General features: G+C 59.7%; 22 protein-coding genes and 2 pseudogenes. 11 read left to right on the top strand and 13 right to left on the bottom strand.

From position 1 onward, the window contains the following. Positions 1 to 41: 41 nt before the first annotated feature. From RYZ20_RS07225 to mutM, 8 genes are all read right to left on the bottom strand, one after another. On the bottom strand, positions 42 to 662 hold the full coding sequence (locus RYZ20_RS07225; RefSeq protein WP_317671905.1) for a LysE family translocator: 621 nt from the start codon (positions 660 to 662) through the stop codon (positions 42 to 44). Further along, positions 659 to 1,087: a VOC family protein gene (locus tag RYZ20_RS07220; protein ID WP_317671903.1), complete on the bottom strand. Its 429-nt coding sequence runs from the start codon at positions 1,085 to 1,087 to the stop codon at positions 659 to 661. Before RYZ20_RS07220 ends, RYZ20_RS07225 begins: the two co-directional genes overlap by 4 nt. Beyond that, positions 1,084 to 2,157, bottom strand: a complete 1,074-nt coding sequence (recF, locus tag RYZ20_RS07215; protein ID WP_317671901.1) for a DNA replication/repair protein RecF — start codon at positions 2,155 to 2,157, stop codon at positions 1,084 to 1,086. The genes RYZ20_RS07220 and recF overlap by 4 nt, the downstream gene beginning before the upstream one ends. A 34-nt stretch (positions 2,158 to 2,191) precedes the next feature. Continuing rightward, on the bottom strand, positions 2,192 to 3,310 hold the full coding sequence (gene dnaN / locus RYZ20_RS07210) for a DNA polymerase III subunit beta (RefSeq protein ID WP_317671899.1): 1,119 nt from the start codon (positions 3,308 to 3,310) through the stop codon (positions 2,192 to 2,194). A 100-nt stretch (positions 3,311 to 3,410) separates the two neighbouring features. Next, positions 3,411 to 4,769, bottom strand: coding sequence for a chromosomal replication initiator protein DnaA (gene dnaA / locus RYZ20_RS07205; RefSeq protein ID WP_317671896.1), 1,359 nt, complete (start codon positions 4,767 to 4,769; stop codon positions 3,411 to 3,413). 457 nt (positions 4,770 to 5,226) lie between these two features. Then, positions 5,227 to 5,493, bottom strand: coding sequence for a 30S ribosomal protein S20 (gene rpsT / locus RYZ20_RS07200; RefSeq protein ID WP_317671894.1), 267 nt, complete (start codon positions 5,491 to 5,493; stop codon positions 5,227 to 5,229). A 168-nt stretch (positions 5,494 to 5,661) separates the two neighbouring features. Then, positions 5,662 to 6,438: an enoyl-CoA hydratase gene (locus RYZ20_RS07195; protein ID WP_317671892.1), complete on the bottom strand. Its 777-nt coding sequence runs from the start codon at positions 6,436 to 6,438 to the stop codon at positions 5,662 to 5,664. A gap of 87 nt (positions 6,439 to 6,525) precedes the next feature. Continuing rightward, positions 6,526 to 7,371: a bifunctional DNA-formamidopyrimidine glycosylase/DNA-(apurinic or apyrimidinic site) lyase gene (mutM, locus tag RYZ20_RS07190; protein WP_317671890.1), complete on the bottom strand. Its 846-nt coding sequence runs from the start codon at positions 7,369 to 7,371 to the stop codon at positions 6,526 to 6,528. Positions 7,372 to 7,455: 84 nt separating this feature from the next. Between mutM and ubiE the strand changes: the two genes are divergently transcribed. Both ubiE and ubiB read left to right on the top strand, forming a co-directional pair. Then, the gene (gene ubiE, locus RYZ20_RS07185) at positions 7,456 to 8,208 is read left to right on the top strand and encodes a bifunctional demethylmenaquinone methyltransferase/2-methoxy-6-polyprenyl-1,4-benzoquinol methylase UbiE (protein WP_317671888.1); all 753 of its coding nucleotides are present in this window, start codon (positions 7,456 to 7,458) and stop codon (positions 8,206 to 8,208) included. A gap of 1 nt (position 8,209) precedes the next feature. Next, positions 8,210 to 9,742, top strand: a complete 1,533-nt coding sequence (gene ubiB, locus RYZ20_RS07180; RefSeq protein WP_317671886.1) for a 2-polyprenylphenol 6-hydroxylase — start codon at positions 8,210 to 8,212, stop codon at positions 9,740 to 9,742. Between the two features lie 3 nt (positions 9,743 to 9,745). Here ubiB and RYZ20_RS07175 read toward each other — a convergent pair whose 3' ends face one another. Then, the gene (locus RYZ20_RS07175; RefSeq protein ID WP_317671884.1) at positions 9,746 to 10,414 is read right to left on the bottom strand and encodes a flagellar hook capping FlgD N-terminal domain-containing protein; all 669 of its coding nucleotides are present in this window, start codon (positions 10,412 to 10,414) and stop codon (positions 9,746 to 9,748) included. Between the two features lie 10 nt (positions 10,415 to 10,424). After that, on the bottom strand, positions 10,425 to 12,278 hold the full coding sequence (locus tag RYZ20_RS07170; RefSeq protein WP_317671881.1) for a flagellar hook-length control protein FliK: 1,854 nt from the start codon (positions 12,276 to 12,278) through the stop codon (positions 10,425 to 10,427). A 111-nt stretch (positions 12,279 to 12,389) separates the two neighbouring features. On the opposite strand from RYZ20_RS07170, the gene RYZ20_RS07165 reads away from it, so the two are divergent. From RYZ20_RS07165 to RYZ20_RS07130, 8 genes and pseudogenes are all read left to right on the top strand, one after another. After that, on the top strand, positions 12,390 to 12,671 hold the full coding sequence (locus RYZ20_RS07165) for a rod-binding protein (protein WP_317671879.1): 282 nt from the start codon (positions 12,390 to 12,392) through the stop codon (positions 12,669 to 12,671). Beyond that, the gene (locus RYZ20_RS07160; RefSeq protein ID WP_317671877.1) at positions 12,664 to 13,005 is read left to right on the top strand and encodes a hypothetical protein; all 342 of its coding nucleotides are present in this window, start codon (positions 12,664 to 12,666) and stop codon (positions 13,003 to 13,005) included. Before RYZ20_RS07165 ends, RYZ20_RS07160 begins: the two co-directional genes overlap by 8 nt. A gap of 205 nt (positions 13,006 to 13,210) precedes the next feature. After that, on the top strand, positions 13,211 to 14,446 hold the full coding sequence (locus RYZ20_RS07155; protein WP_317671875.1) for a flagellin N-terminal helical domain-containing protein: 1,236 nt from the start codon (positions 13,211 to 13,213) through the stop codon (positions 14,444 to 14,446). A gap of 89 nt (positions 14,447 to 14,535) precedes the next feature. Continuing rightward, the gene (gene flaF, locus RYZ20_RS07150; RefSeq protein ID WP_317671873.1) at positions 14,536 to 14,916 is read left to right on the top strand and encodes a flagellar biosynthesis regulator FlaF; all 381 of its coding nucleotides are present in this window, start codon (positions 14,536 to 14,538) and stop codon (positions 14,914 to 14,916) included. After that, a complete protein-coding gene (flbT, locus tag RYZ20_RS07145; protein WP_317671871.1) occupies positions 14,913 to 15,317 on the top strand; it encodes a flagellar biosynthesis repressor FlbT in 405 nt (134 codons plus the stop codon). Before flaF ends, flbT begins: the two co-directional genes overlap by 4 nt. Then, the gene (locus tag RYZ20_RS07140; protein WP_317671869.1) at positions 15,314 to 16,129 is read left to right on the top strand and encodes a DUF1217 domain-containing protein; all 816 of its coding nucleotides are present in this window, start codon (positions 15,314 to 15,316) and stop codon (positions 16,127 to 16,129) included. Before flbT ends, RYZ20_RS07140 begins: the two co-directional genes overlap by 4 nt. A 7-nt stretch (positions 16,130 to 16,136) precedes the next feature. Continuing rightward, positions 16,137 to 16,328 (top strand): annotated as a pseudogene (locus RYZ20_RS07135) (integrase core domain-containing protein); the annotation flags it as partial. 161 nt (positions 16,329 to 16,489) lie between these two features. After that, a pseudogene (locus RYZ20_RS07130) lies at positions 16,490 to 16,825 on the top strand (DDE-type integrase/transposase/recombinase); the annotation flags it as partial. An 11-nt stretch (positions 16,826 to 16,836) separates the two neighbouring features. Here RYZ20_RS07130 and RYZ20_RS07125 read toward each other — a convergent pair. Continuing rightward, entirely contained in the window at positions 16,837 to 18,231 is a 1,395-nt protein-coding gene (locus RYZ20_RS07125) for a phosphohexomutase domain-containing protein (protein WP_317671867.1), read from the bottom strand. Positions 18,232 to 18,574: 343 nt separating this feature from the next. On the opposite strand from RYZ20_RS07125, the gene RYZ20_RS07120 reads away from it, so the two are divergent. After that, positions 18,575 to 19,390 (top strand): YihY/virulence factor BrkB family protein, encoded by an 816-nt coding sequence (locus tag RYZ20_RS07120; RefSeq protein ID WP_317671865.1) that lies wholly within the window; start codon positions 18,575 to 18,577, stop codon positions 19,388 to 19,390. Here RYZ20_RS07120 and RYZ20_RS07115 read toward each other — a convergent pair. Continuing rightward, a complete protein-coding gene (locus RYZ20_RS07115) occupies positions 19,384 to 22,893 on the bottom strand; it encodes a translocation/assembly module TamB domain-containing protein (protein ID WP_317671863.1) in 3,510 nt (1,169 codons plus the stop codon). The two genes, RYZ20_RS07120 and RYZ20_RS07115, sit on opposite strands and share 7 nt — an antisense overlap. After that, positions 22,893 to 24,674 (bottom strand): autotransporter assembly complex protein TamA, encoded by a 1,782-nt coding sequence (locus tag RYZ20_RS07110; protein WP_317671861.1) that lies wholly within the window; start codon positions 24,672 to 24,674, stop codon positions 22,893 to 22,895. The genes RYZ20_RS07115 and RYZ20_RS07110 overlap by 1 nt, the downstream gene beginning before the upstream one ends. Positions 24,675 to 24,769: the final 95 nt, after the last annotated feature.

The raw sequence follows: 24,769 nt of genomic DNA, 5'->3' as shown, positions 1-24,769 counted from the left end.
TGGCGCGCCAATGTCACGCCAAAGACACAATATTTGGGGGCTTAAGTCAGGGCGATGGCCAGCCCGACCACAATCATCAGCCCACCCGCAATCCGGTTGAGGCGTGCCAGCTTGCCACGGCTGGTCACAAAGCTGCGAATGCGGTCGACAAAGGCCGAAAGCAGAAGGTTTCCGCTGAGCGGCATCAGGCCGGAAATCAGGCAGACCACAACAATATCGACCCATGTCATCGAGCCGACCGGAAAGAAGCCCGGCAGGATGCCCATGTAAAACAGGATCGCCTTGGGGTTGCCGATAATCACGATCAACCCAGCCACAAAGCCCGCCCATTTTCCGGGGCGCGTCAGCCGGCTGTCCGAGGAAATCTTATGGTCGGCGTGGCGGATCAGCAAAACCCCCATCACGATAAACATGCCCACCGCGACCCATCGCAGGACAATCAGGAAAGAGGCGAACTCCTGCACGAACCACGACACCCCCAGAATGGCGAGCACGGGCCAGACCATATCGCCTATGCTTACGCCCAAGGCCAGCGGCCACGCGCTTGCAAACCCGCCGGCCATGCCGCGCGCCAAAAGCGCGAGCCACACCGGGCCGGGCGTCAGGAACAGCACCAAAAGTGCCCCCGCATAAAGGGCGACCTGCGTCAATGTCAGCGTCATTTAAGGGTTAACCCTCCATTCGCGTCCAAGGGCCAAAACGGGTTCATGGCCAGTTCCCAGACATGGCCATCGGGGTCGGCGTAATAGCCCGAATACCCGCCCCAGAACACCTTTTCGGGTGCTTTCAGGGGCGTTGCGCCCGCCGCAAGCGCCGAAGCATAGGCGGCATCGACATCGGCCTCGGTATCGAAATTCTGCGCAAGGGTCATCGCGCCGGTGCCAAGGTCCGCACCCGGTCGCCCCTGATCTTTCGCCAGATCAGTCTTGCCGAATAGCCCCAGAACCATCCCGTTCATCTGGTAGAATACAACGCCTTCGGGCGCTTCGGCGGGCTGCCAGCCAAGCGCCGCATAAAAGGCGCGCGCACGCCCAAGATCGGTAACGCCAAGCGTAACAAGGGTAATCCGTTGCTTTGGATAGCTCATGAAACATCCCTTTCGGTAACGCAGGACAGGCCGGCATCTTCCTGCACGTCAAAATACTGTGCGCGTGGCCCGAGTGTGTCGAACAGCTCGGCCCCTGTGCCGGTCATGAAGGCCTGAACCCCGAGCGTGCAAATCTCATCATAAAGTGCGGCGCGACGGGTCGCGTCAAGATGGGCGGCGACCTCGTCCAGAAGAACAAGCGGCGCTTCGCCCGTTTCGTGCTTAAGCGCGCGCGCATTGGCAAGGATCAACGAGATCAGAAGCGCTTTCTGCTCTCCGGTCGAACATTGCGCGGCGATCTGGTTTTTCGCGGCATAGCGCGCCTCAAGGTCAGCGCGGTGGGGACCGGAAAGGCTCCGCCCCGCCTGCATGTCGCGCATACGGCCTTCGGCCAGAGCCTCGGCCAGATCGGCGCTATCATCATTCACAATCGCCAGATCCGCCGCTGGAAACGCGGTTTCCGCAGCCGCCTGCGCTGTGGCCAGACGTCCCAGAGCGATTTGGCGGTTCGTGCGGATGTCGCGCGCGGCCTCGCCCATCCGCGCCTCAAGCGCGCCATACCACGAAGCATCCCGCACCATATCCTTCAGCAAACGGTTCCGCTCGCGCATCGCCTTTTCGTAGCTCAGCACAGCATCGGCATGGGCAGGGATAAAGGACATGGTCAGCCGATCCAGAAACCGCCGCCGCCCCTCGGCACCTTCGATCCACAGCCGATCCATCGCGGGCACCAGCCAAACCACGCGCAACATGCGCCCAAGCGCCACTTGCGGCGCGGATTTCCCGTCGATCTGCACCTCACGCGAGGCACCGGGCTGCGCGCTTGTCTCAATCTCTTGTCCGTTCGAGAGCGCCGCTTGCAACTTCCAGCCCACAGACTCGTCACGCCGCATCAGTTCATCCCCCGAGGCGCGGCGAAGCCCGCGACCCGGCGACAGCAGCGACACCGCCTCAAGGATATTGGTTTTGCCCGCCCCGTTCGGCCCGTAAATCGCCACGGGCCGCCCATCCAGCGTCAAATGCGTGCGCCGATGCGAGCGGAACTGCAAAAGGGTCAGTTCCGTTAACATCGCGGCACCGTGGAAACAGGATTACGGCGTTCGATCACACGCGCATCGGCATGACGACATAGACCGCAGACGTGTCATTGCCTTCACGCATCAGCGTCGGGTCACCCGAGGAATTGAACAGGAATACTGCATTCTCGCGATCGACCTGATCGGCAATCTCTTGAAGGTATTTCGCGTTGAAACCGATCTCCAGCGGCTCATCCCCGTAAGCGACGGCCAGTTCTTCTTCTGCCGCGCCCGCATCAGGAGCGTTGACCGAAAGAACCAGGCGATCCTCGTCCAGCGAGAGCTTCACCGCGCGCGAACGCTCGGACGACACTGTCGCCACACGGTCAACCGCTTTCGCAAATTCCTTGGCATCCACCTCAAGACGGCGCGTATTGCCCATCGGGATAACGCGGGTGTAATCGGGGAAAGTGCCGTCGATCACCTTTGAGGTCAGCGTCACGGCAGGCGTTGCAAAGCGCACCTTGGTTTCCGAAACCGAGACCGCGATTTCTGCGTCGTCATCGTCCAGAAGTTTGCGCAATTCGTTCACGGTTTTGCGCGGCACAATCACGCCGGGCATCCCCGCAGCGCCTTCCGGCAGAACCGTATCAATGCGCGCCAGACGGTGACCATCGGTCGCGACACAGCGCAGAACCTGACCATCCTCGCCAGTCGCCGTGTGCATATAAACGCCGTTCAGGTAATAGCGCGTCTCTTCGGTCGAGATCGCGAATTTCGACTTATCGAACAGCCGCTTCAACTCGCCCGCCTTGGCCGCGAAATTCGCCGAATATTCCGACGAGGCCATCACGGGGAAATCCTCTTTCGGCAGCGTCGCGAGGTTGAAATTCGACCGCCCCGCCTGAACCGAAAGGCGGCCCGCCGCAGGATCATCCGACAGCGACACCAGCGCGCCATCGGGCAGCTTGCGCACAATCTCATGCAGCATCACGGCGGAAACGGTGGTGGCACCGGCGCGTTCGACCTGCGCCGCCGCCTTATCCACGACCTCGATATCAAGGTCGGTCGCGCGGAATTGCACGTTACTTCCCTCGGCCTCGATCAACACGTTGGCGAGGATCGGAATGGTGTTGCGGCGCTCGACAACCGATTGCGCTTTGGAGATCGCGTCCAGAAGAGCGGCGCGTTCAATGCTGATTTTCATATCCATCCCTCACGGCAGTCCGGAGCGGAAACCTAACATTTTTCCGCTCGGGCTCAAGATTTTTTCAGACATTCAACCGCTTTGAGCGGGGCGTCAAGGCTCAGGCTTCGAGAAGACGCCGCAGCAGGTCAATATCTTCGGCCAATTGCGAGTCCGCGCCCTTCAGCTCTTCGATCTTGCGGATGCCGTGCATGATCGTGGTGTGATCTCGCCCGCCAAAGCGCCGCCCGATCTCGGGCAGGCTGCGCGTGGTCAGCGATTTCGCCAGATACATCGCCACCTGACGCGGGCGCGCAATGGTGCGCACGCGCTTGGGACCAACCAGATCCGAAAGGCGCACGTTGTAATGTTCGGCCACCTTGCGCTGGATTTCCTCGATCGTGACCTTGCGGTCCGAGGCCCGCAGAATGTCGACAAGACATTCCTGCGCCAGATCGAGTGTGATCTCACGCCCGACAAGCGAAGCGAACGCGAACAAGCGGGTCAGCGCGCCTTCCAGCACACGCACGTTGGTCGTGATGCGATGCGCCAGGAACTCCAGCACGCCATCGGCAATTTGCAGACCCGGATACTGGTTGCGATAGGCTTCGGTCTTGGTTTGCAGGATGCCGAGGCGCAATTCGTAATCGGTCGGGTGCAGATCGACGACAAGACCACATTGCAGACGCGAGCGGATACGCTCTTCAAGGTCTTTGATCTCGCCCGGCGCGCGATCGGCGGAAATCACGATCTGCTTGCCCTGATCGACCAGCGCGTTGAACGTATGGAAGAACTCTTCCTGCGTCGAATCCTTGCCCGCGATGAATTGCACATCATCGACCATCAGCACGTCGACCGAGCGGAACATCTCTTTGAAGTCCATAATCTGACGCTCGCGAAGCGCCTGCACAAAGCGATACATGAATTGCTCGGCCGAGAGGTAAAGCACGCGCAAATCGGGGCGGCGCGTCGAAAGCTCGTGCGCGATTGCGTGCATCAGGTGCGTCTTGCCAAGGCCAACGCCGCCATACAGAAACAGCGGGTTGAAGGTAACAGGGCCACCCTCGGCCACGCGGCGCGCAGCGGCATGGGCCAGCTCGTTCGGCTTGCCCACGACAAAGCTGTCAAAGGTAAAGCGCGCATCCAGGGGTGCGCCCGGCAGATCGGTAGCATCCTGCATCGCGGGCTTGACCTGCACAGCTGCGGGTTTGCCAGCGGAGTTTGCGGGGACAGACCGAACATCGGCGACGCGAATCTCGACACGATCCACATTCGCACCAGCCTTACGCAATTCGTGCAAAATCGGATCGGCGAAATTGCGCGACACCCAGTCACGCATAAACTTGGTCGGCGCTTCGAAGGCGGCAATGCCCTCGTCCAGATCAATGATCCGCAGCGGCTCAATCCATGTCGAGAAGCTTTTCTTCCCTACTGACTTGAGAATCTCGTTTCTGACCTGCCCCCAGGTTTTCTCGCTCATTTTATTTGCAGCCTATAAACACACAAAATCAGTTCAATCCGGCCCCCAGAGCGCAGGCTCTGCCGTTAGATGCGGCAGAAACAGAACATGGAAACCCCTCCGGAAAACCCGGATGGTTTCTTGCCGAGAATCGGGGTGCCCCCCTGAAATCGGATTCGCATTTTTCCACGGCAGAGTGCCGGCTTGTTTTCCTTGTCGTGGCAGACTTTTACGCCCGTTCAGACCGTGAAAAATTGCGTCATGTCCCCCTAGGCGACGTGAATCGCAGGGAGACGCTAGCAAGCGTTTACCCCTGTCCGCAACTGATCTTCGCGCTTGACGCCGGATTCAGGAAAACGAATCTGTCCGGGCACTGCGGGCATGCAACATGCATTTATTAAGATATTGTTTGTTAATAAAAAAATGAAAAGGCGGGGAAATCCCCGCCCTTCAAATACTAAAGACTGTTCGCCTTAAATCAGACGGTCAGCGCTTTCACGCGAGCCGACAGGCGCGACATTTTGCGCGCAACAGTGTTCTTGTGCATGACGCCTTTGGTCACGCCACGAGCCAGCTCGGGTTGAGCGGCTTGCAGAGCGGCTTTCGCAGCGTCGGCATTGCCCGAAGCAATCGCTTCTTCGACTTTGCGCAGGTAGGTGCGGATGCGCGAACGGCGGGCTTTGTTGATGTCTTGACGACGCTCGTTCTGACGGGCGCGTTTTTTGGACTGGGGCGTATTGGCCATGATGTCTTTCCCAATTTCCGGGTCTGTTACAGTTCGATTGCGCAACAAAGCCCAGTCTTCCCAGAGAACCGGATGATTCTAGCCTGAGCGGGCTTCACGCGCATGTATGCGGCGCTCTTAGTGCAAAAGCGCCGCAAAGAAAAGGGGCTTATCCGTAGAAACCGACGATCATTTATCGCGGAACTGCGGCTGGCGCTTTTCGAGGAAGGCCGACATGCCCTCTTTCTGGTCTTCGGTGGCGAACAGCGCGTGGAACACACGGCGTTCGAACCGGATGCCTTCACTCAACGTGGTCTCGTAAGAGCGGTTCACCGCTTCTTTCACGACCATCGAGGTCAGCACGGACTTTTCGGCGATCTTCTTGGCGGTGGCCATCGCTTCGGGCAGCAGCTTGGCGACCGGAACGACGCGGCTGACCAGCCCCGAGCGTTCTGCTTCGTCCGCGTCCATGAAGCGACCGGTCAAATGCATATCCATCGACTTCGACTTGCCGACAAAGCGCGTCAGGCGTTGGGTGCCACCGATGCCTGCAACCACGCCGAGGTTGATCTCGGGCTGGCCGAATTTGGCGTTATCGGCGCAGATGATGAAGTCGCACATCATGGCCAGCTCGCAACCGCCACCAAGCGCATAGCCCGATACCGCCGCGATGACGGGTTTGCGGGTGCGGGTGATGGCGTCGCCTTCGGTGCCGAAGAAATCCGACCAGAACATATCCACGAAGGATTTGTCGGACATTTCCTTGATGTCGGCGCCAGCCGCGAAGGCCTTTTCCGATCCGGTGATGACGATGCAGCGCACCTTCTCGTTCGCGTCGGCAGCTTGCAGCGCCTCGACGAGTTCTCCGAGCAATGCGGAGTTCAGGGCGTTCAGGGCTTCGGGGCGATTCAGCCGGATCAGAGCAACGTAGTCTTCGATCTCGACGATCAGGTTTTGGTAGGCCATGTGGCGATGCCTCTCCTTGATTTCGAGGGGGAGTCCTATCAGGACCGGCGCGATTATCAAGTAACGATAACGCCGGAACGTCGCGTCCTATCGCTGACACTGTGGACAATAATAGCTCGAACGGCTGGATTGCACGATCCTGCGCACCGGCGCGCCGCAGGTCACGCACGGTTCGTCCTCGCGGTCGTAGACACGAAAGGAATGCTGGAAATACCCCAGCTCGCCATCCGCCTGACGATGGTCTTTCAGGCTGGAGCCGCCCGCCTCGATCGCCTCGGAGAGGACATCGCGGATAATCGGCACAAGCGCGGCGATCCGGCTGGCGGCTATCCGTTTCGCCTGTCTACGCGGGTCTATTCCTGCGCGGAACAGAACTTCCGACACATAGATATTGCCTAATCCCGCGACGATTCGCTGGTCCAGAAGAACCGTCTTTATCGGGCTGGAGCGCTTTTTCAGCTCTGCCGCCAGATAATCTTCGTGGAATTCATTGCCAAAGGGTTCCGGCCCAAGCCCTGCCAAGAGCCAGTGTGCCGCCTCGCGATCCGTCCGCACCAGATCCATCGCGCCAAAACGTCGCGCATCGTTAAAGGTGACGCGCCCGCCGTTTTCCATATGCAGCACCACATGGTCGTGCTTTTGCGGCGCCGGATGGTCAAGGTGGAAATCCCCCAGCATGACGCCCGAAACCAGCATCCGCCCCGACATACCCAGATGAATCAGCAGGCTTTCACCCGTATCAAGGTCTGCCAGAATATATTTCGACCGCCGCCGCAGCCGTTCGACCCGCGCGCCTGTCAGGCGCGCGGCCATCCGGTCAGGTAACGGCCAGCGCAGATCGGGCCGGTTGACCTGCGCAGTTAGGATGCGCTGCCCCTCCATCGCGGGCAGCAGACCGCGACGAACCGTCTCGACTTCGGGCAATTCGGGCATGTGGTGCTCCTGTTGCATTGTCACCGGCGCCAAGCCCCCTATAAGAAGGGGTATATTTCCGGATCGGCAAGGCCACTGATACAGATGAGTTCCGAGCAAACCAAGACAACCCATTTCGGGTTCCAGACGGTAGATGAAGACGCCAAGGCCGGAATGGTCCACGGCGTGTTTTCGCGGGTGGCGTCGAAATACGACATCATGAATGACCTGATGAGCATGGGTATCCACCGCGTCTGGAAAGATGCGATGATGGATTGGCTTGCTCCGCGGCCGAACCAGAAGCTTCTGGATGTGGCGGGCGGCACGGGCGATGTGTCCTTCCGTTTTCTGACCCGCGCGCCCGGTGCCCATGCGACCGTCTGCGACATGACCGAATCGATGCTGGTCGAGGGTCGCAAACGCGCCGAGGCCGAGGATATGGCCGACCGCCTTGATTGGGTGGTGGGCGATGCGATGGCGCTGCCATTTGCGGATAACACCTTCGACGTTTACACAATCTCGTTCGGCATTCGTAACGTGACGCGCATCCCTGACGCCCTGCGCGAGGCTTACCGTGTCCTTCGTCCGGGTGGGCGCCTGATGGTGCTGGAGTTCAACCAGATTCCGAACGAAATGATGCAGAAAGCCTATGACCTGTATTCGTTCAACGTGATCCCCGTGATGGGTCAGATCGTGGCGAATGACCGCGACAGCTATCAGTATCTGGTCGAGTCGATCCGCAAATTCCCCAACCAGGAACTGTTCGCCTCGATGATCCGCGAGGCAGAGTTCGAGAATGTGAAATACCGCAATCTCTCGATGGGGATCGCGGCATTGCATTCGGGCTGGAAAATCTAGGATGCGCGGGCCTCATAACATCTGGCGGCTGATCCGCACCGGCGCCACGTTCGAGCGGACAGGCGCGATGAATGTTGCGCTTGAGGCGATGGATGTGCCGCCGCGGCTGCGGGTGCTGGCGCGCGTCATGGGTTGGCCCTTCAAATGGATCGGCTACAAGGGCGACCCTGCGCTGCCGCCGGTCACGCGGGCGATTACCGCGCTTGGGCCAGCCTATATCAAGTTCGGTCAGGTCCTTTCGACGCGCCCCGATGTTGTCGGCCCCGAACTGGCTGACCAGTTGCGGGTGCTGCAAGACAAGCTGCCACCGTTCTCGATGAACGAGGCCAAGCGTGCCATCCAGAATGAACTTGGCGCCCCCGTTGAAGATCTGTTCTCGGAGTTTTCCGAACCCGTTGCCGCCGCGTCTATCGCACAGGTCCATGCGGCGCGTGTGGCGGAGACGGGCGAAAAGGTTGCGGTCAAAGTGCTCCGTCCGGGTATTGAGCGCGCTTTCCGCAAAGACCTTGATGCGTTCCATTTTGCTGCCGCGATGATCGAGGCTCTGTCTCCCGCGTCGCGTCGCCTGCGCCCTTCGGATGTGGTGAAGCATTTCGAAGGCGTGGTGATGGGCGAGCTGGACTTGCGGCTTGAGGCGTCGGCCGCGTCGCAGTTTGCCTCGACGACCAAGGACGACGCAGGTTTCGCAGTGCCAGAACCCCTCTGGCATCTCTCGGCGCGCGAGGTCATGACCCTTGGCTGGGCCGAGGGAATACCTCTGGGTGATGTCGACGCTCTGAAAGCCGCAGGCCACGATGTGATCGCACTGTCCGAACGGGTTTTGCAGCTGTTCCTCAGCCACGCTTTGCGCGACGGCTACTTCCACGCGGATATGCATCAGGGGAACCTCAAGGTCGCCCCGAACGGCGATGTCATCGCCTTCGATTTCGGTGTTATGGGGCTGATCGACGAATATACCCGCCGCGTCTATGCCGAGATTCTGATGGGCTTCATCCGGCGCGATTATCGCCGTGTTGCCGAAGTGCATTTCGAGGCGGGCTATGTCCCCGCAGACCGCGACGTCAACGAGTTTGCGCTGGCATTGCGCGCGGTGGGCGAACCGATCTTCGGGATGAACGCGACACATATCTCGATGGCGCGTCTTCTAGCCTATCTCTTTGAAGTCACAGAGAGATTCGGAATGCAAACACGCACCGAGCTGATCTTGCTGCAACGCACTATGGTTGTCGTCGAGGGGGTGGCGCGGTCGCTCAACCCGTCGATCAATATGTGGGAAGTCGCACATCCTGTCGTCGAGAAATACATCCGCGAGAACCTTGGGCCGCAGTCTATCGTGCGCTCTCTGGGCCGCGCTGCGCAAGTGATGATCCAGTTCGGCCCGCGCTTCCCCGATCTTCTGCGCGAGGTGCTTGAGGGTCAGGCCAAAGCCGTGCCGGAAAAGTCGCCTACCCCACGTCGTTACAAAGTTCTCAAGGTTGCGATTCCGGCCTTGCTGGCGGCGGGCATTGGCTTCGGTGCCGGGATGTGGTTCTGACGCTTACGCCGTAGGTTCACGCAACGCGGTCACATCCCCCGTTCCGATTGTGATCCCCCCCTCCAGCAGCAGCACCGTTCCCGACGCCGTGCCTTGTGCCTCGACGATACGGCTGTAAGTTTCAACCGGATCGGTCTGCAGTAGCTCGCCGTTCTCATAGCTCTCGAGCTCGAAGCTGTAGTTGCCCTCGGGCAGGGTATTTCCCGCCGCATCTGTTCCGTCCCAGCTTGTCTGCTCGGCCGATACATCGATCGAGCGGGAGGAAACAACATCACCGGCCTCATTCCTGACAACCAGAACCGCCCGATCCGCCGCGACGGGAGGATTGGGCGCCAGCCGAACCGGATCACCCGAAAAATGCGCCGGTGACGCAGAGCGCGCCTCCATCCCGACCCATCCCGCAAGTTCAGACATGCCCATCAGCCCCAGTTGCGAGGCAAGACCTTCCAGCAGTTGATTGGTCTGCACTTGCTGCTCGACCCCCGAGAAAGTCGCCAGCTGCACTGCGTAATCCGAACTCTCGATCGGGTTCATCGGGTCCTGATTCTGCATCTGGACCGTCAGCATTTTCAGAAATGTCTCGAAATCACCACTCAGGGCCGAACCCGTCGTCGCTGAAGAACCGGTCGTGGATGTCGCAGTGGCAGATGTAACCGCATTCACCGTAGTCATGGTTTTCTCCTTAAATCCTTATGTCCAGACCACTGTCAGTTCCCATCTCAAGGGACGACAGCCGTGGATGGTGCGAGATACTGAGTTCTTCCGTCTTCGGGCCTGCACTCTCATCGGCCGCCTCCGGTCGGGCCGGCTCTGCCCCTGTAAAGAAGGCTCCCTGATCCGACTGCCCCCCCCCGAAATCGAAAGCGACTGCGTCATATCCCAACTCAGCCAGATCACGCGCCAAAACATGAACATGGCGCCGCATCAAATCGAGCGTCTCTGGCCGGTCGGCATGAAGCCCGACCATCAGCCCACTCTCCAGCGGCTGCAATGTCAGTCGCACTTTTCCGAGCTCTTCCGGCGACAGTGAAATTTCAATCTGGCCAGCATCCATTTCGGAAATGACGACGGCCACCTGCGCGGCCACGGAAGAGCCCAACGGAGTATGCGGCGTGATTGTCGAGGCGGCTTGGGTGTGGGTGGAGGTGATACTGCCCGACACCGGAGGCGGAACTGAGGAGATCTCTGCTCTGATTGGATCAGCCAGGGAAATCTCTTGTGCTTTTTCAGGCGAAGCCTGTTGCCCCAACGCGGTGTCGCGATCGGCAATGGCCTGCCGCGCGCCCACGTTCGTGCGAGATGTCTCTTGCGACGGCGGTCCGGCAACGATTGCGGCATGGTCCGGCAAGATATGCGGCCGCGCCCCATCCATCGGCGCTTTGGCTTCTTGCCGTTTCCCTTCGGGTGGACCCGCTTGCGCACCAGATAGCGCAGGTTCATCAAGGGCCGGGGGGGCTTCGCGCTGAACACTATGGAACCGCGCATTATCCGATGCCCGCTCAAAAGCACGCTCGGACGGTTGTGGAACGGCTGCGCCTGGCGCTGGCTCCCGCTCTGGCCGCATCACCTCGTTCTTGGGCGGCAACTGCGACTCGTGATCACCCCGCTCCGCGCGAACCGCAAGCACCTCTACTGTGGCAGGTCGATCCGCGACGGGGGATCTTCCGGCTGGCAGATCGTCCTGCCCGGCGCGAGGCGTCCCCCGTGACGGCGCAGGCAGTTGTGCCGCTGCTTCGGGGTCGTTTTCCGTCACGTCCGTCGCCTGGAGCGGCACTTTTACAGGATGCGTATGTGCAAAAGTATTTTTTGAGTTCTCCGGCGAACGGCCCCCCGTCGGATCAACCTCCTCATGCGTGAAATTCCCGACAGCCCCGGGTGAAGGTGTCAATCGCGCTGCGCCCAGATTCGAGTCAGGCTGCGCCGTATTCTCGTGCGCATGGCCGGATTGAGCCGTCATGACCTGCGCGATGTTTTCAATTGGCTGCGCATCCTTACGGGCGACAGCGGCAGTCACTTCGGCCCGCCCCGCTCCGGTTTGAACCGGCGCCATACGAGCGGAGGGAACCACCAATTCAACGCGGTTCGATGCGGGTTCATCCGGCGGGGCGACATCCGCCCCAAACGCCATCCTCACAGGCGGCGGATGAGCCGCCACAGCCACAAGAGGGCCACTATCCGCCGTCAACAGTCTTTTTATACCGCTCGCGCGGGGCAACGGTATTTCCGGATCATCGGACATAGCCGGTTTTGCATCCGCAACAGCGCTTTCAACCTCTGCATCTGAAACGACTTCGCCAGAAGCCTCGCCCCCCAGATCCGGCGGCGTGAGAAAACGGCCATAGACGAAGGCTGGCATCCCAGCCGGTTGATTCGCCTGAACGCCCTGCCACGCAATCGGGACGATAGTCTCCTCCGTCGGAGAAAACTCCGACATGAACCCATCTTCGTCCGGAAATGCCGCGTCTCTGGCAACCGGTTTTTCGCCGTCGGGCAATGCCTGCCTGGAGGCTCCGTCTGAAATTAGAATCGGAAACATGGTCCTCATGACTTTCTGCCATCACCCGGACAACTTGGCATGAGGAAGTTACCGCTTCTTTACCCCGATCTGCCAAGACTAAGGAAATTCGTTTCAATTGGAGCAATCAGAATGATCGATCCAACCCCGACTATCCCTGCATCACGAGGGCCATCCGCAACGACCGAAAAGCTGCGTGAGACGGCGATCAAGCTTGAGGCGAGCTTTCTGGCCGAGATGCTTAAACACACCGGCCTGGGGGCGACACCGGACGGGTTTGGTGGGGGCGTCGGGGAGGAGCAGTTTTCCTCGTTTCTTCGGCAGGAGCAGGCAAATCTTATGGCTCATCGAGGCGGCATCGGCCTTGCAGAGACGATCTTTCAGGCTCTGAGCAGGAGTGCATCCAATGACTAAACCAATTCGCAACTTCGAAGAGATCAAAAACCTCCTCCGGCTGGAACGCGAGGCAATTTCCACTGCGAATTTCGACTACCTCGAGAGCATCGTTAACAAAAAGGAAAAGCTGATCGGCTCTTTGGGGGGGCTCTCGTCCCAAGAGCTTGCCGAGCTGAAAACAATCGCCCTAACCAACCACCGCCTTCTCGGAGCAGCGATGAAGGGGGTGCAGGCCGCACAGCGCCGCCTCGGGCAGATTGTCGAGGCATCCAAAGGCTTTACCACCTACGATACTACCGGCCGGAGCAACCGGATTTCGACGCGCGGCAATTCCATCGAAAAGAAAGCATAAACCTTGAATCAAATCTTTTCTTCAAAGGGCCGGCCAAATTGGTCGGCCTTAGTCATTCGTTAGGGCTTCTTTGGAAGGGTGAGTGTGCATCTTCCGGGATGGCACGGCCACGAAACACGGCCGTACAGGTCAGAACGCCACAATGTGCCGCTCAAGTGCGGTGAGTGAAACCTGGCGCAAAGCGCCAAATAATCAGGGATATGACATGTCCAGCATTCTGACGAACAGCAGCGCAATGGTGGCGCTGCAAACCCTCAAAGGCATCAACTCCGGTCTGGCCAAAACGCAGGCCGAGATTTCTACCGGTAAAAGCGTGTCATCGGCAACCGATAACGCAGCCGTCTGGTCTATCTCGAAGGTGATGGAATCCGACGTCAAAGGCTTCGAAACTATCGGAAATTCGCTGGCTCTTGGCGAATCGACTGTTGCGGTCGCGCGCCAAGCCTCTGAATCGGTGACGGACCTTTTGGTTCAGATGAAAGAGAAGATCGTCTCCGCTCAGGAGCAGAACGTCGACGTCAGCAAAATCCAAACCGACATTGATGCGCTTGAAGAGCAAATCAAATCGGTCGTTGGTTCGGCGCAATTCAATGGCCTCAATCTTCTTGATGGCTCGACGGGTTCATCGATCAAGATCTTGTCGTCGCTTGACCGCGATTCCAGCGGGGCGGTGAAGGCATCGCACATCAGTGTTGCGACGCAGAACCTTTCTGTCGGCAGCTATACAGCGAAAGCGGCGTTTACCGGTTCGGCAGGCGTTTCGTCGGCCAAAGATTCAGCAGCGACTACGCTGGCAACTACGGACACGACGGGCGTGAAACTGGTGCTTGATGACGCCGTTTCTTGGGCAGAAGGTGACACAGTCTCGATCGACATTGGCGGTCAAAGTGTCAGCTACACACTTTCGGCTGATGATGCCACCCAAACGGGAACCGCCCGAACCGATCTGATCGCTGCTGGCCTTAAATCCGCCGTCGATTCGCTGGGGATTACTGGTCTTCAGGTAGATTTCACTGCAGGCGTCAGCACAACGTCGGATTCCACTCTGACGTTCAAGGCTACGTCGTCGGGGGCGACCTCGCAGGATCTGACGATCGTATCGCAGTTCCATAATGCGGGTTCGGGTGGCCTGGGTGCGGTAGCATCTATCAATGTTGAATCCGATGCAGCCGGGGCTCTGGCCTCCATCGACACGCTGATTGCCAAAGCGACAGATGCAACTGCAGCCTTCGGCTCGGTGGAATCGCGCATTTCGACCCAGTCTGACTTCATCTCGAAGCTGTCGTCGGCGATGAAGGTTGGCATTGGTTCGCTTGTCGACGCGGATATGGAGGAGGCCTCGGCTCGCCTTCAGGCGCTTCAGACCCAGCAGCAGCTTGGCATCCAGGCGCTCTCGATCGCGAACCAGCAACCGCAGAACATCCTGTCGTTGTTCCGCTGATAGTAATCCCGGAGGGCGTTTTGAAGGCGCCCTCCGATCTTCTGCGGCAAAGCCGTGAATCGACGTAATCAGCACAGGAAGGATTTCCCGTGAACGCCTCGTCTTTGGCCATAAAGGCCTACGCAAACCCAGAACAGCCGACGCGCACCCTACGCGGGACCGAGTATGAGCTGTTCGCCCGCATCACGCATAAACTGAAGCGTGCCTCCGAAAGCCGAGACGGAACAGCATTCGCGGCTCTGGCCCAAGCTATCTACGAGAACCGCCGGATGTGGTTGGCATTGGCGTCTGATGTGGCGCTTCCTCAAAATGGCTTACCCCAGCAGCTTCGCGCCCGACTGTTTTATCTGAACGAATTTACGCAAGTGCATAGCCGAAAGGTTCTTTCCGGTACTGCAACTGCTGACGCGTTGATCGACATCAATACGTCCATTATGCGTGGCCTTCGGACAGAGGGCGGTGCAGAATGAGCGGCTTGGTCCTGAAACTCGCACCGAAGGAACGGGTCTTGATCAATGGCGCGGTCATTGAAAATGGCGAACGCCGTTCGCGGTTGGCTATCATGACGCCGAATGCAAATATCTTGCGGCTGCGCGACGCCATCCACCCTGAAGAGGTGAATACACCCGTTCGTCGCGTCTGCTATGTAGCCCAGCTTGTTCTCTCGGGCGATGCCGATGCCACAGAGGCGCGAATGCAGCTTCTCAGGGGAATTGAACAACTGAGCCAGGTTTTCACCGACGCCGATAGTCGTAGCAAGCTTGCCGAAGCCACAGCCGCCGTTATCGACGACCAACATTATCAGGTTCTCAAAGCCCTTCGCGCACTTCTGCCTCGCGAAGAGCGGCTTTTAGCAGCAGGCCAAGCATGAGCTATTCCCCAGTCATACCTGTTTCAGGATATGCTGGCTGGGTGTTCCTGAACAAAACAAAAGAACAGCAGCAGGCAGCATTTGTTGCCTCTGCTGGGTTCCAACACAATAAGACCTACTTTCGAGAGAAGATCGCGAATATCAAAACGGCGGACGAGCTTGTATCCGACCGTCGACTGATGGCTATCGCACTTGGCGCCTTCGGTCTCGACGAAGATATAAACAATAAGTTTTTTATCAGAAAAATTCTGGAAGAGGGCACCTTGGACTCAAGCTCTCTGGCAAACAAGCTCTCCGACAAACGATACAAAGAGCTTTCGAGCGCCTTTGGCTTCGGAGATTTTTCTGTTCCGCGAACCGTCCTGTCCGATTTTCCCGAAGAGATTCTTCAGAAATACGAGCAAAAGCAATTTGAAATCGCGGTCGGTGATGTCGATGAGTCGATGCGCCTGGCCATGAATGCGCAGAATGAGCTGCCGGAAATCGCGAATTCAACTGCCTCCGAAAACGCCAAGTGGTTCAAGATTATCGGATCCGCCCCGCTAAGCCTCTTCTTTCAAGGCGCGCTTGGTTTGCCCAAAAGCATTGGTGCGCTTGATGTTGACCAACAAGTCTCGATCTACATGGACAAGACAAAGCAGAAACTCGGAGTAAACTCTTTGGCCGAACTCTCCAATCCAGAGTTGCTCGAGAAGGCCGTAAAGACATTTCTGCTTCGATCACAGGTCGCACAGATGTCCATTCCAAACAACGGCACTGTTGCCCTACAGCTCCTCCAGGGAGGCAGCGGAAGCTTCTCGTTGCGCCTCTAGAGTTTTTCCTGGAGCGAACGCATATATCGAGCGCTACAATCAGACGGTTCGCCATGAGTGCTGGGCCAATACATCATGCGAAAGCATCGAGGAGGCACAGAATCAAGCCACGCAATGGCGACGGACTTACAACAACGACCGTCCCAACATGGGCATCGGCGGCATCACCCCCGCCAAGAAACTGAAAATGGCCGCGTAGGTTCTACGCTCGCGCCCCGTTTAAAATGGGGAGATTATCGGTGTTGTCACATTAACGTGCCAAAGATTGGCTGTGTAGTGAAGTCGGCATAGGTGGTGCTGATGCAAATTCAGAACATCAGTTACAAGCGCTACCGGTTTCCGCCCCAGATTATTGCTCATGTTTTGGTCAAGCTGATGAAACGCTGGGGCTTTGTTCCCAAAAGGATTATTACGGGCAAATTGCGATCCTACGGCGCCGCAAAACGCAAGGTCGCTCCGGGGCTTGAACATTGGCCTCACAAGGGGCTTAATAATCGCGCTGAAAACAGCCACCTGCCGTTCGGAAAACGAGAACGGGTGATGCAGGGCTTTCGATTTCCGGGCAGACTGCAGCGTTTCGTCTCCATGCATTCCGCAACCCGAAATCAATTTTGTGTCCCACCCCACCGCCGCTCCGCTCTCACAATCCGATACCACCGCCTGGAAGCATACGACGCCTGGAAATCCGCAGCCTAAGTCGCCTGATTTTACCGCGTCTCAGTGATCTGAAGCCCGTGCATGTTATGTGACAACACCGCCTGCGCCCTTTGCAGGAGGGACGCCGCCTCGGTGTCTGAGCCGGCTTCGACATAAATCCGAAACTCCGGCGCGTTCCCCGAGGACCGCAGGTGCAATATTGACCCATCGTCACAGGTCATCCGCAACCCGTCCGTCCGGTCGAGCGCAACGCAGGCCCGGTCGAACGTTGCAAGCAGAGCATCCAGCCGCCCTTCCAGGCCAGCCAGAAAGGCCCGTGCAACCTCTGGCGGGACATCCTGCAAACGGGAGGCAGCAGTAAAGCGACCCGGCTCTTGCGCCACAAGCGCCGCAACACCGCCCGCACGGCGAGCCTCGGCAAGAACCGCCACAATCGGCAACAGACTGTCACGCGTCGCCAAGGCCGCAAGCGGCCCCACCGGGCCTTGCGCATCAAACCCCAGAAGGAAGCCACCATTGGCCTCGTAGCCCACGACCTTACCGCCCAGTTCCGCCATTCCGGCAATCACATAGGGCGAGCCGATCCGCGTCCGCAAAACGCGGGAAAATGCACCGCAGCTATCAACGCCGGAATTCGAATTGACCGGGGTCACCACATTTGCCGCCCCGACACTCCGCGCGGTGATCTGCCCTAGCACGTCGCCCGCAACCTGCCGCCCACTGGCATCCATAAGAAGCGGGCGGTCACCATCTCCATCCGTTGACACAACCGCGTCCAGCCCTTCGCGCTGCGCCGCAACCGACACCATATCCAGCACGGATTGCGGCACCGCTTCGGTATCGACGGGGATAAATATGTCGGAGCGACCGATCTCGGTCACACGCGCACCCAAGCTTGCGATCGCCTCGATCAGCAGATCGCGGCTGACGGCTGAATGGCTCCAGATCCCCACGCGCAACCCCGCCAGCGCCTCTGCCCCGAAGGCACGCAGATTTCGCGCCACCCATTGCGCCCCGACATCGTGGCGTTCGGCGACCGCGCCCTTAGCGACCGCCGCCGCAGGACATTCGAGCGCCGCCAGAATTGCGGCCTCATCCGCTTTGGAGATCTCACCGTCCGGGCGATAGAACTTCAAACCGTTGCGGTCTGCGGGAATATGGCTTCCCGTCACCATGATCGAGGCAGCACCCGCACCCATCGCAGCCAAAGCCAGCGCTGGCGTCGGAACCTCGCCGCAGTCGGTCACATCCACCCCCGCGCCGCGCGCCGCCAAGATCACCGCTTCCGAAATCCGGCGCGAGCTGTCGCGCAAATCGCGAGCAACATACACCCCCGTCCCCGAGCCGCAGACCTTCAGGAAAGCCCGTGTATAGCGCGCGACAAGATCGCTGGTCAGATTATCCGCAAGGCCACGCAGACCGGAGGTTCCAAATTTCGGCGCCATGATCCCCAACCTCCCAAACCGCGTCACCAAACCGGTTCCGCAGATCGCAGTCGCACACCGCCAGAACCCCACGGCACGACCTTAGAAAGCCGATCCCTACTTTCCAAGGGATTGTCAGCCGCGATCAGGATGTTTCGTTTTTTCAGAGCAAATCTTCTCCGCCAAAACGCGATGGCATCGAAGCCCGCCGCGGGCTACTGTCCGGGTGTATTAACGAGGCAAAGCCTATGCGGACGATCTGCGAAGAATGCACCTCTCGCGTCAGGGGCGCGCAAACCCTCCCCCGGGCAGTCTTGCCGCAGATGCGGCGATCCGGTTTCGGCCGATAGGCACGGCGGGTTCGATGGTCCGGTTCTCACACAGCCTTCTGGACAGACTGCTTCGGGCGAACATCAGCCTGATTTCCGCCGGTGTCGCCTTTTATGCAATGCTCGCGATCTTTCCGGGACTGTCGGCAACGATCGCGATCTGGAGCACATTCGCCGATCCAGCGGTGATCCAGAATTACCTGACGGTTGCGGATGACTTCATCCCGCCCGCCGCCTACGGAATTCTGGAAGAGCAGATCATGGCGCTGTTGCAAGGACCGCGCGGGGGGGTCGGGCTTGGCACCTTGCTGTCGGTTGCGGTTACGCTGCTGTCCGCGCGTGCAGGCGTGGGGGCGCTGGTTCTGGGGCTGAACGTGATCCACGGCACCCGTCCGCGCGCGACGCTATGGAGCTTTGTCTTTGGCTACGGGCTGACGATTGCGCTGGTTGGCGTGATGCTGGTCGCGCTGGCCACGGTTGTTGTCGCGCCAATCATGCTCAGCCTGCTGCCGTTCCACACCGTCGCCAGTCAGTTGTTATCGGGGACACCGTGGATCGGGATGTTACTTTTGGTGCTGAGCGCGCTTGGCATTCTCTATCGTTATGGACCGAATGCGGCACATGCGCGAGATCCGTTGCTCTCGGTCGGCTCGGTAATAGCAACCGTTGTCTGGAGCATCGCCTCGCTGGGGCTAACCTATTATCTGGCGAATTTCGCCGGATATAACCGCGTTTACGGCTCTATCGGGGCGGTCATAGCGCTGCTGATGTGGCTCTATATCAGCGCGTTTTCGGTTTTATTCGGCGCAGCCCTGAATGCCGAGATCGCCAGCCGTCGCTCCGGTCAGTAGTCCTTTTCAAAGAAAACACCCACACCGCTATTGCCATCCGACCCAAGCGATCCGCGCGCTGTCAGGTTAGGCGTTATATCAAGGTTCAGGTTGATCTCGGACTTGCCCGCGCTGTCGATGGCAACATCGGTGTAAAGGTTGTCGCTTAGATATTTGCCCGCCTTCACCGTCGCCGCGCCTGTTTCGTCGGTGCTGATGTCCAGATCGTCCAGCCCCGTGCTTTCGCGTAGGTTATCCAGCAACCCCGTGCCCCCCTTGCCCGCCAAAGTCGAGATCGCCGAGGCAAGCTGCGCCGCCTGCAAGGGCGACAGTGTGGTCACACCGCGATTGAACAAAAGCCGCGCGAGAACCTCTTCTTCGGGCAGCTCTGGAACCGAGGTCAGGGTGATCTTCGGCTCGTCTGCGCGCCCCTCGATGCCGATGGTCGTGGCGAACTCGCTTTGCTGGGTCGTGGCGAAGAACTCGATCCACGGGATCAGCGCGCCTTGCAACGCAATTCGACCCTTATCCAGCGTAAAACGCTTGCCCAGAATATCCAGCCGCCCCCGCACCAGCGCGAATTCGCCATCGGGGCGCACATCGGCAGAGGTGCCGCGCAGGCGCAGCGCCCCGCCCAGTTCTGCATCCAGCCCGCGACCGCGCACAAAGATGCCGCGCTCAGCCGCGATCCGCACATCCAGAGGATAGGCCGCGCCGCCATTTTCCGAAGCCGCCGCAACCTCCAGCAAGCCCGCGCGACGGCGGGTTTCATGCACGGGGGCCGGTTCGGATTTATGGACGATCAGCGGAATATCGGACACGCCACCCAACCCGCCCGAAGGGATTTGCACCTCAGTCTCGGCCAGCGTCAACTGGCCCGACACCCGCGCAGAACTGGCCAAGGGTCCATTTACCGAAATCGCGCCCGAAACCCGTGTGTCGTAAAGTTCCGGGTCGCGCAGGCGGGCGCGGTCAAAGGCAATTTCCAGCGCGCTGTCAAACGGCTTTGACAGCGCGATCGGCCCTTTCAGGGTGATCGTTCCCCCCGCCTCAAGCTGCCCCTTTGCCACCAGATCAGCACGCGCATTGGCAAGCTGCGCGTCCACATCCAGCTGCTTCAGCACGACTCCCAGCTTCGGCGCGACAAACCGCGCGCCATCCATTGAAACGCGCCCCGACAGCGCCGAGACGGCGGGCTTGCCCTTCAGCCGCAGATCAAAGCGGATCGGCCCGTTCAACGAGCGCGGCGCGATAAAAGCATTCGCAATCGCCGCCTCGGTCACACCCGTAATCGCAATATCCGCCGATTGCAGAGCGTAGTCTATGCCGCCTTTAATCCCGGCCTGCGTGCCCCCCGGCCCTTGCCCCGTCAGATCCAGTTGATAGCCCCCGCCGGTATCAACAATCCGTCCGCCGACCTTTGTGGCACCGGGAAACCCGGGGGCCAGAACAGAGGTATCGGCTAGCGTGGCACTCAGATCGAGATGGCTGCTCTCGGCCTCAAGAATACCCTTCGCAACGGCACTAAACTGCCTCGATTCCAGCGAAAGATCGTCAAGTCGGACACGCCCGTTTTGCTCTCGCAGCTTGATCGCCAGCATCGCATCTCCCGCCAGAAGCCGGTTCAGCTCGGGCTGCGCAGCGCCCAGATCGCGCCCCTTCGCAGCTATTGCCGCTGTCTGTGCGCCACCGTCTATTGCGACCTGCATATCGGCAGAAATCGACCCGCGCAGACCACGGCCAAGACGCTTCAGATCGTCCAGCTCCGCGTGCAAAGTTCCGGTCATGCCCTCTGCATTCATCATACCTTGCACGCTTGCGCGGGCGGTATCGGCCCGCAATTCAAACGACTTCAGATGCAGCCCCACCCCATCGCGCGACGCCTGAACCCGAACCGCGGACGCGCCCCGAAGCAGCGCATCCAGATCAGGCTGGGCGACCGAAACATCCCGCCCGCTCACACGCCCCGTCCCGTCAAAAGCACCGCTAAAAAGGTTGAAATCGCCCGCCAAATCACCGCTCACCGCGCCGGACAAGGGCCGGTTCATCACGCCCGAGAGACGCGCCAAATCCCGATGCTCGGCCTCGATCCGCCCGCGCCCCTGAATCCCCGCCGCCAGATCGTCGAGCTGCGCGTTGGCATGCAAACGCAGATCTGCCCCCAACACATCGACATTCGACAGGCGCAAAGGCGCGCCAGCCTGCCACGAAAACAACGCCTTGCCGATCAGCGCAGCACCAAGAGCTTCGGATAGCGCCGCATCATCCGATGTCACATCATTCGCCGCAAACCGGAGCGTCCCGCCAATCGCCGCTGGCCTGATCCGCCCTGACCCCGCGATCTGCATATCCCCGACCTGAAGCGTTCGCGTGGCAAGCTGCGTGGCAAAACCCGACAGCACCCAGCCATCGCTGCGCGCACGATCATAGCGCAGCGACAGATCGGCACCGCTCAGACGGGTCGTGCCACCTGAGACAGGCAAGACAACCGCTGCACCGGTTTCAAGCCCCAGCTTGACCTGCAACTCCGCCGTTTCGGGTAACCCGCCCGGAGCAATTCGAGCAGCCCCCGTGACGGACATAGCAGCGGTTTGCACGGACAGACCGGAAAGGTCGATCATACCGTTTTCATCGCGCGCGCCGGCAAGTGAAACAGAGACTATTTCACCGAAAAACGGACGAAATTCACTTGCAAGCATCGGCGCGACATTCCCCGACAACTGCGCCTCTACCCCACTGGTGCCTGCAAAGGATATACTTCCCGAAAGGCGCTTCACACCGTCGGTTGCCAGCGAAATATCCGCTGAGAATTGCTCCAGCGGACCTTCACCCGCCAATGCCAGTGTAAGCGCGGGGCGATCATGGATATTCAACGCCGACGCCGCAACACCGTCCGCACCTTCGTCGAACAACAGGTCCAGAGAAAGTTGACGGTTCGCGTTTGAAAACCCGCCTTGCAGGGCAATCTTGCCGCGCTTTCCATCAGTCCGGTCAAAATCCAGCTTCGCAGAGCCTTCACCGCCGCCCAGCCGGAGCGAGCCTGACAGCTTAGCCGCAAGTTTCTGCCCCAGAACCGGCGCACCCAGAACGATCTTTTCCGCAGAAACAGAGCCTATTTCAACAGAGACCGGCAACTCTGGAAGCGCAAACGGCTGCGCCGCAGCAGCGGGTGTTTTCCTGGCTGAGGCGGGCATACGGTCCAGTAATATCTCTTTGGCCGAAAGCTCCTCGACCTTGATCTCACCGCTTAGCAATGCCGACCGCTGCCATTGCAATGCGCCATCGTGGATCGTCAGCCAGATGCCTTGGCCGTCAGAAATGGTCAGGGTTTTGAACGTCGCCTTTGACGAAAGCGCTCCCTCGAACCCTTCAAGCACAACACTTCGTTCAGACGAAGACAGATTATCCTCGATCAGCGCGGTCAGATAGGATCGGTCCCGCGCGCTGACCTCTGCCGCCTCATCCTGGGCCAACGCGGCCAAGGGCCAGAGAGCAGCGGCGGCGATGAGTAGCTTCTTCAACATCAGAATGCCTGCCCGATTCCGAGGTAAAGCTGCACTCCGCCCCCCGTATCACCGCCAACCGGCCCCGCCACATCAAGCCGCAGCGGGCCGATGCCCGTCATATAGCGCAGCCCCAGGCCTGCGCCTGCGTGCCAGTTTTCCTCGGTCGCTCCGCCATAATCGGCGCCAACGAAGCCCGCATCGTAAAATGCCACCATTCCGATGGTATCCGTTATCCTGCCCCGCAACTCGGTCGAGAAACCAAGGTATTGCGTGCCACCGGTCGCGACCGTGCCGCCGTCCAGAAGCGTGACATCCAACGCGTGATACGGCTGGCCACGAACAGAGCCGCCCCCGCCCGAATAGAACAGGTAATCGCGGGGCGTTTGAGCCAGATCAGAGCCTAAAACAGTGCCAAATTGCAGCCGTCCAGCCAACACAAAACGATCCCCAACCGCCCTATAGGCCCGGAAATCACCCTTGATCTGGCCACCCGTTCCGGTCGCTCCAAAGCCCACAAACGGAGTCAGAACCAGATTCCCATAATACCCCTTGTGGGCGTCCAGCGCATTGTCACGATTATCCCACGTCGCGGTGATGGGTAGCGCGAGGTTGCTATAAAGCGTCTCGCCCGAGGTGTCGTCGACCGTCGAGCGCGCGTATTCAACCGAGGCTCCACCCGTCAAGCGCGGGTTGAACACATGCTCAAGCCCGAACCCCAGCCGATAGCCGCGTGCGTCATAGTCATCCTCGCCGGTTTTGTAGATTTCGGCCTCAAGCACGGCAGAAGTATCCGGCGTGAAGGTCGCGGGGCGTTCGAGCCGCGAACCAAGGCTGAAGTCGGGACCACTGTTGCCAACGCCAATACCGGAGACACTTGCATCAAACCGGAGCCTTTCGCCCCCGCCCCACATATTCCGGTGGAGCCAGAATCCTGACAGGTTCAGCCCGTCAAGGCTGGACAATTCGCCCCCGTAACCGATCCGGCGCAGGGGAGCCTCGGCGACGGACAACGTAGCATCAAGCGTGTTTTGCGCTGAAATAGTCTCTGATTCAGTGACTGATACGGACGAAAACACCCCCGAGCGACGCAGCCTCGCGCGCACTTCGTTCAGGCGCTCGGGCGAGAACCATTTGCCGGTCGGATAGCCCGCAATCTCGGCCAGCCGCTCGGGGCGCATCCGCTTGTAACCCCGCATCGAAAGCTGCCCGAAACGCAGCCGCGGCCCCTGATCAAGCAAGATCCGCGCGTCCAGCACCGCCAAAGCATGATCGGCGGTGATCGACTGGTCTGTGACCTTCGCCTTCGCGTAGCCCTTGGCGCGCCAACCATCGACTCCATCGCGCGCCGCCTGCTTGATCGCGCCAAGCTGTGCAACCTCGCCAGCGCGAAACGCCGGTGTAACAGTCGTATCATCAGCCAGAGGCGCGACAAGCGCCTCGCCAAAGCGGAACTCGCGCCCCGCACTCACGCGGATCGTCACAGCACCGATTGCCGCAGGTGCATCAAGGGGCTGGATACCCGCCGCCTCGCGCCCGTCGATCCGGATGGAAATCTGCCCCGAATAGTAGCCCGCATCATAAAGCGCCGCCAAAAGCCGCCCGTAATCCGCCTGCGTCGCTGCCAGAATGTCCTGCGGGGTCGAGGCCGCATTCGCCACCGCCCCCTGCGTCAGTGACGCCGCCCGCAGCGCATCACCCAAAGCGTCAGGAACCTGCGAAAGATCCATCGTCAGCGTCGCAGCACCAAGCGGGCCACCAAGGCCGACCAGTGCCACCAGAGCATAAACAGAACGGACCACGCGCACGATAGCCTTCCCCCACGGATTGCCACCACAGAATCGCAGCAACGCGGGCAGAAGACCAGAGCGATAAGGCGCCCCCACGCACGGCTAAG

It is taken from the genome of Pseudothioclava alba (assembly GCF_033100795.1).
GTDB lineage: Bacteria > Pseudomonadota > Alphaproteobacteria > Rhodobacterales > Rhodobacteraceae > Pseudothioclava.
Note: the sequence above shows the minus strand (reverse complement) of the source record. Positions and strands in the feature narration are given on the sequence as shown.

What these genes read in the sequence shown, in the direction of transcription:
- RYZ20_RS07170 (WP_317671881.1), bottom strand. Translation starts at nt 12,278, where the DNA reads ATGTTTCCGATTCTAATTTCAGACGGAGCCTCCAGGCAGGCATTGCCC.
- RYZ20_RS07175 (WP_317671884.1), bottom strand. Translation starts at nt 10,414, where the DNA reads ATGACTACGGTGAATGCGGTTACATCTGCCACTGCGACATCCACGACC.
- RYZ20_RS07225 (WP_317671905.1), bottom strand. Translation starts at nt 662, where the DNA reads ATGACGCTGACATTGACGCAGGTCGCCCTTTATGCGGGGGCACTTTTG.
- RYZ20_RS07165 (WP_317671879.1), top strand. Translation starts at nt 12,390, where the DNA reads ATGATCGATCCAACCCCGACTATCCCTGCATCACGAGGGCCATCCGCA.
- mutM (WP_317671890.1), bottom strand. Translation starts at nt 7,371, where the DNA reads ATGCCCGAATTGCCCGAAGTCGAGACGGTTCGTCGCGGTCTGCTGCCC.
- ubiB (WP_317671886.1), top strand. Translation starts at nt 8,210, where the DNA reads ATGCGCGGGCCTCATAACATCTGGCGGCTGATCCGCACCGGCGCCACG.
- flbT (WP_317671871.1), top strand. Translation starts at nt 14,913, where the DNA reads ATGAGCGGCTTGGTCCTGAAACTCGCACCGAAGGAACGGGTCTTGATC.
- RYZ20_RS07115 (WP_317671863.1), bottom strand. Translation starts at nt 22,893, where the DNA reads ATGTTGAAGAAGCTACTCATCGCCGCCGCTGCTCTCTGGCCCTTGGCC.
- recF (WP_317671901.1), bottom strand. Translation starts at nt 2,157, where the DNA reads ATGTTAACGGAACTGACCCTTTTGCAGTTCCGCTCGCATCGGCGCACG.
- RYZ20_RS07160 (WP_317671877.1), top strand. Translation starts at nt 12,664, where the DNA reads ATGACTAAACCAATTCGCAACTTCGAAGAGATCAAAAACCTCCTCCGG.
- ubiE (WP_317671888.1), top strand. Translation starts at nt 7,456, where the DNA reads ATGAGTTCCGAGCAAACCAAGACAACCCATTTCGGGTTCCAGACGGTA.
- RYZ20_RS07155 (WP_317671875.1), top strand. Translation starts at nt 13,211, where the DNA reads ATGTCCAGCATTCTGACGAACAGCAGCGCAATGGTGGCGCTGCAAACC.
- RYZ20_RS07195 (WP_317671892.1), bottom strand. Translation starts at nt 6,438, where the DNA reads ATGGCCTACCAAAACCTGATCGTCGAGATCGAAGACTACGTTGCTCTG.
- rpsT (WP_317671894.1), bottom strand. Translation starts at nt 5,493, where the DNA reads ATGGCCAATACGCCCCAGTCCAAAAAACGCGCCCGTCAGAACGAGCGT.
- RYZ20_RS07120 (WP_317671865.1), top strand. Translation starts at nt 18,575, where the DNA reads ATGGTCCGGTTCTCACACAGCCTTCTGGACAGACTGCTTCGGGCGAAC.
- RYZ20_RS07140 (WP_317671869.1), top strand. Translation starts at nt 15,314, where the DNA reads ATGAGCTATTCCCCAGTCATACCTGTTTCAGGATATGCTGGCTGGGTG.
- dnaA (WP_317671896.1), bottom strand. Translation starts at nt 4,769, where the DNA reads ATGAGCGAGAAAACCTGGGGGCAGGTCAGAAACGAGATTCTCAAGTCA.
- dnaN (WP_317671899.1), bottom strand. Translation starts at nt 3,310, where the DNA reads ATGAAAATCAGCATTGAACGCGCCGCTCTTCTGGACGCGATCTCCAAA.
- RYZ20_RS07125 (WP_317671867.1), bottom strand. Translation starts at nt 18,231, where the DNA reads ATGGCGCCGAAATTTGGAACCTCCGGTCTGCGTGGCCTTGCGGATAAT.
- RYZ20_RS07220 (WP_317671903.1), bottom strand. Translation starts at nt 1,087, where the DNA reads ATGAGCTATCCAAAGCAACGGATTACCCTTGTTACGCTTGGCGTTACC.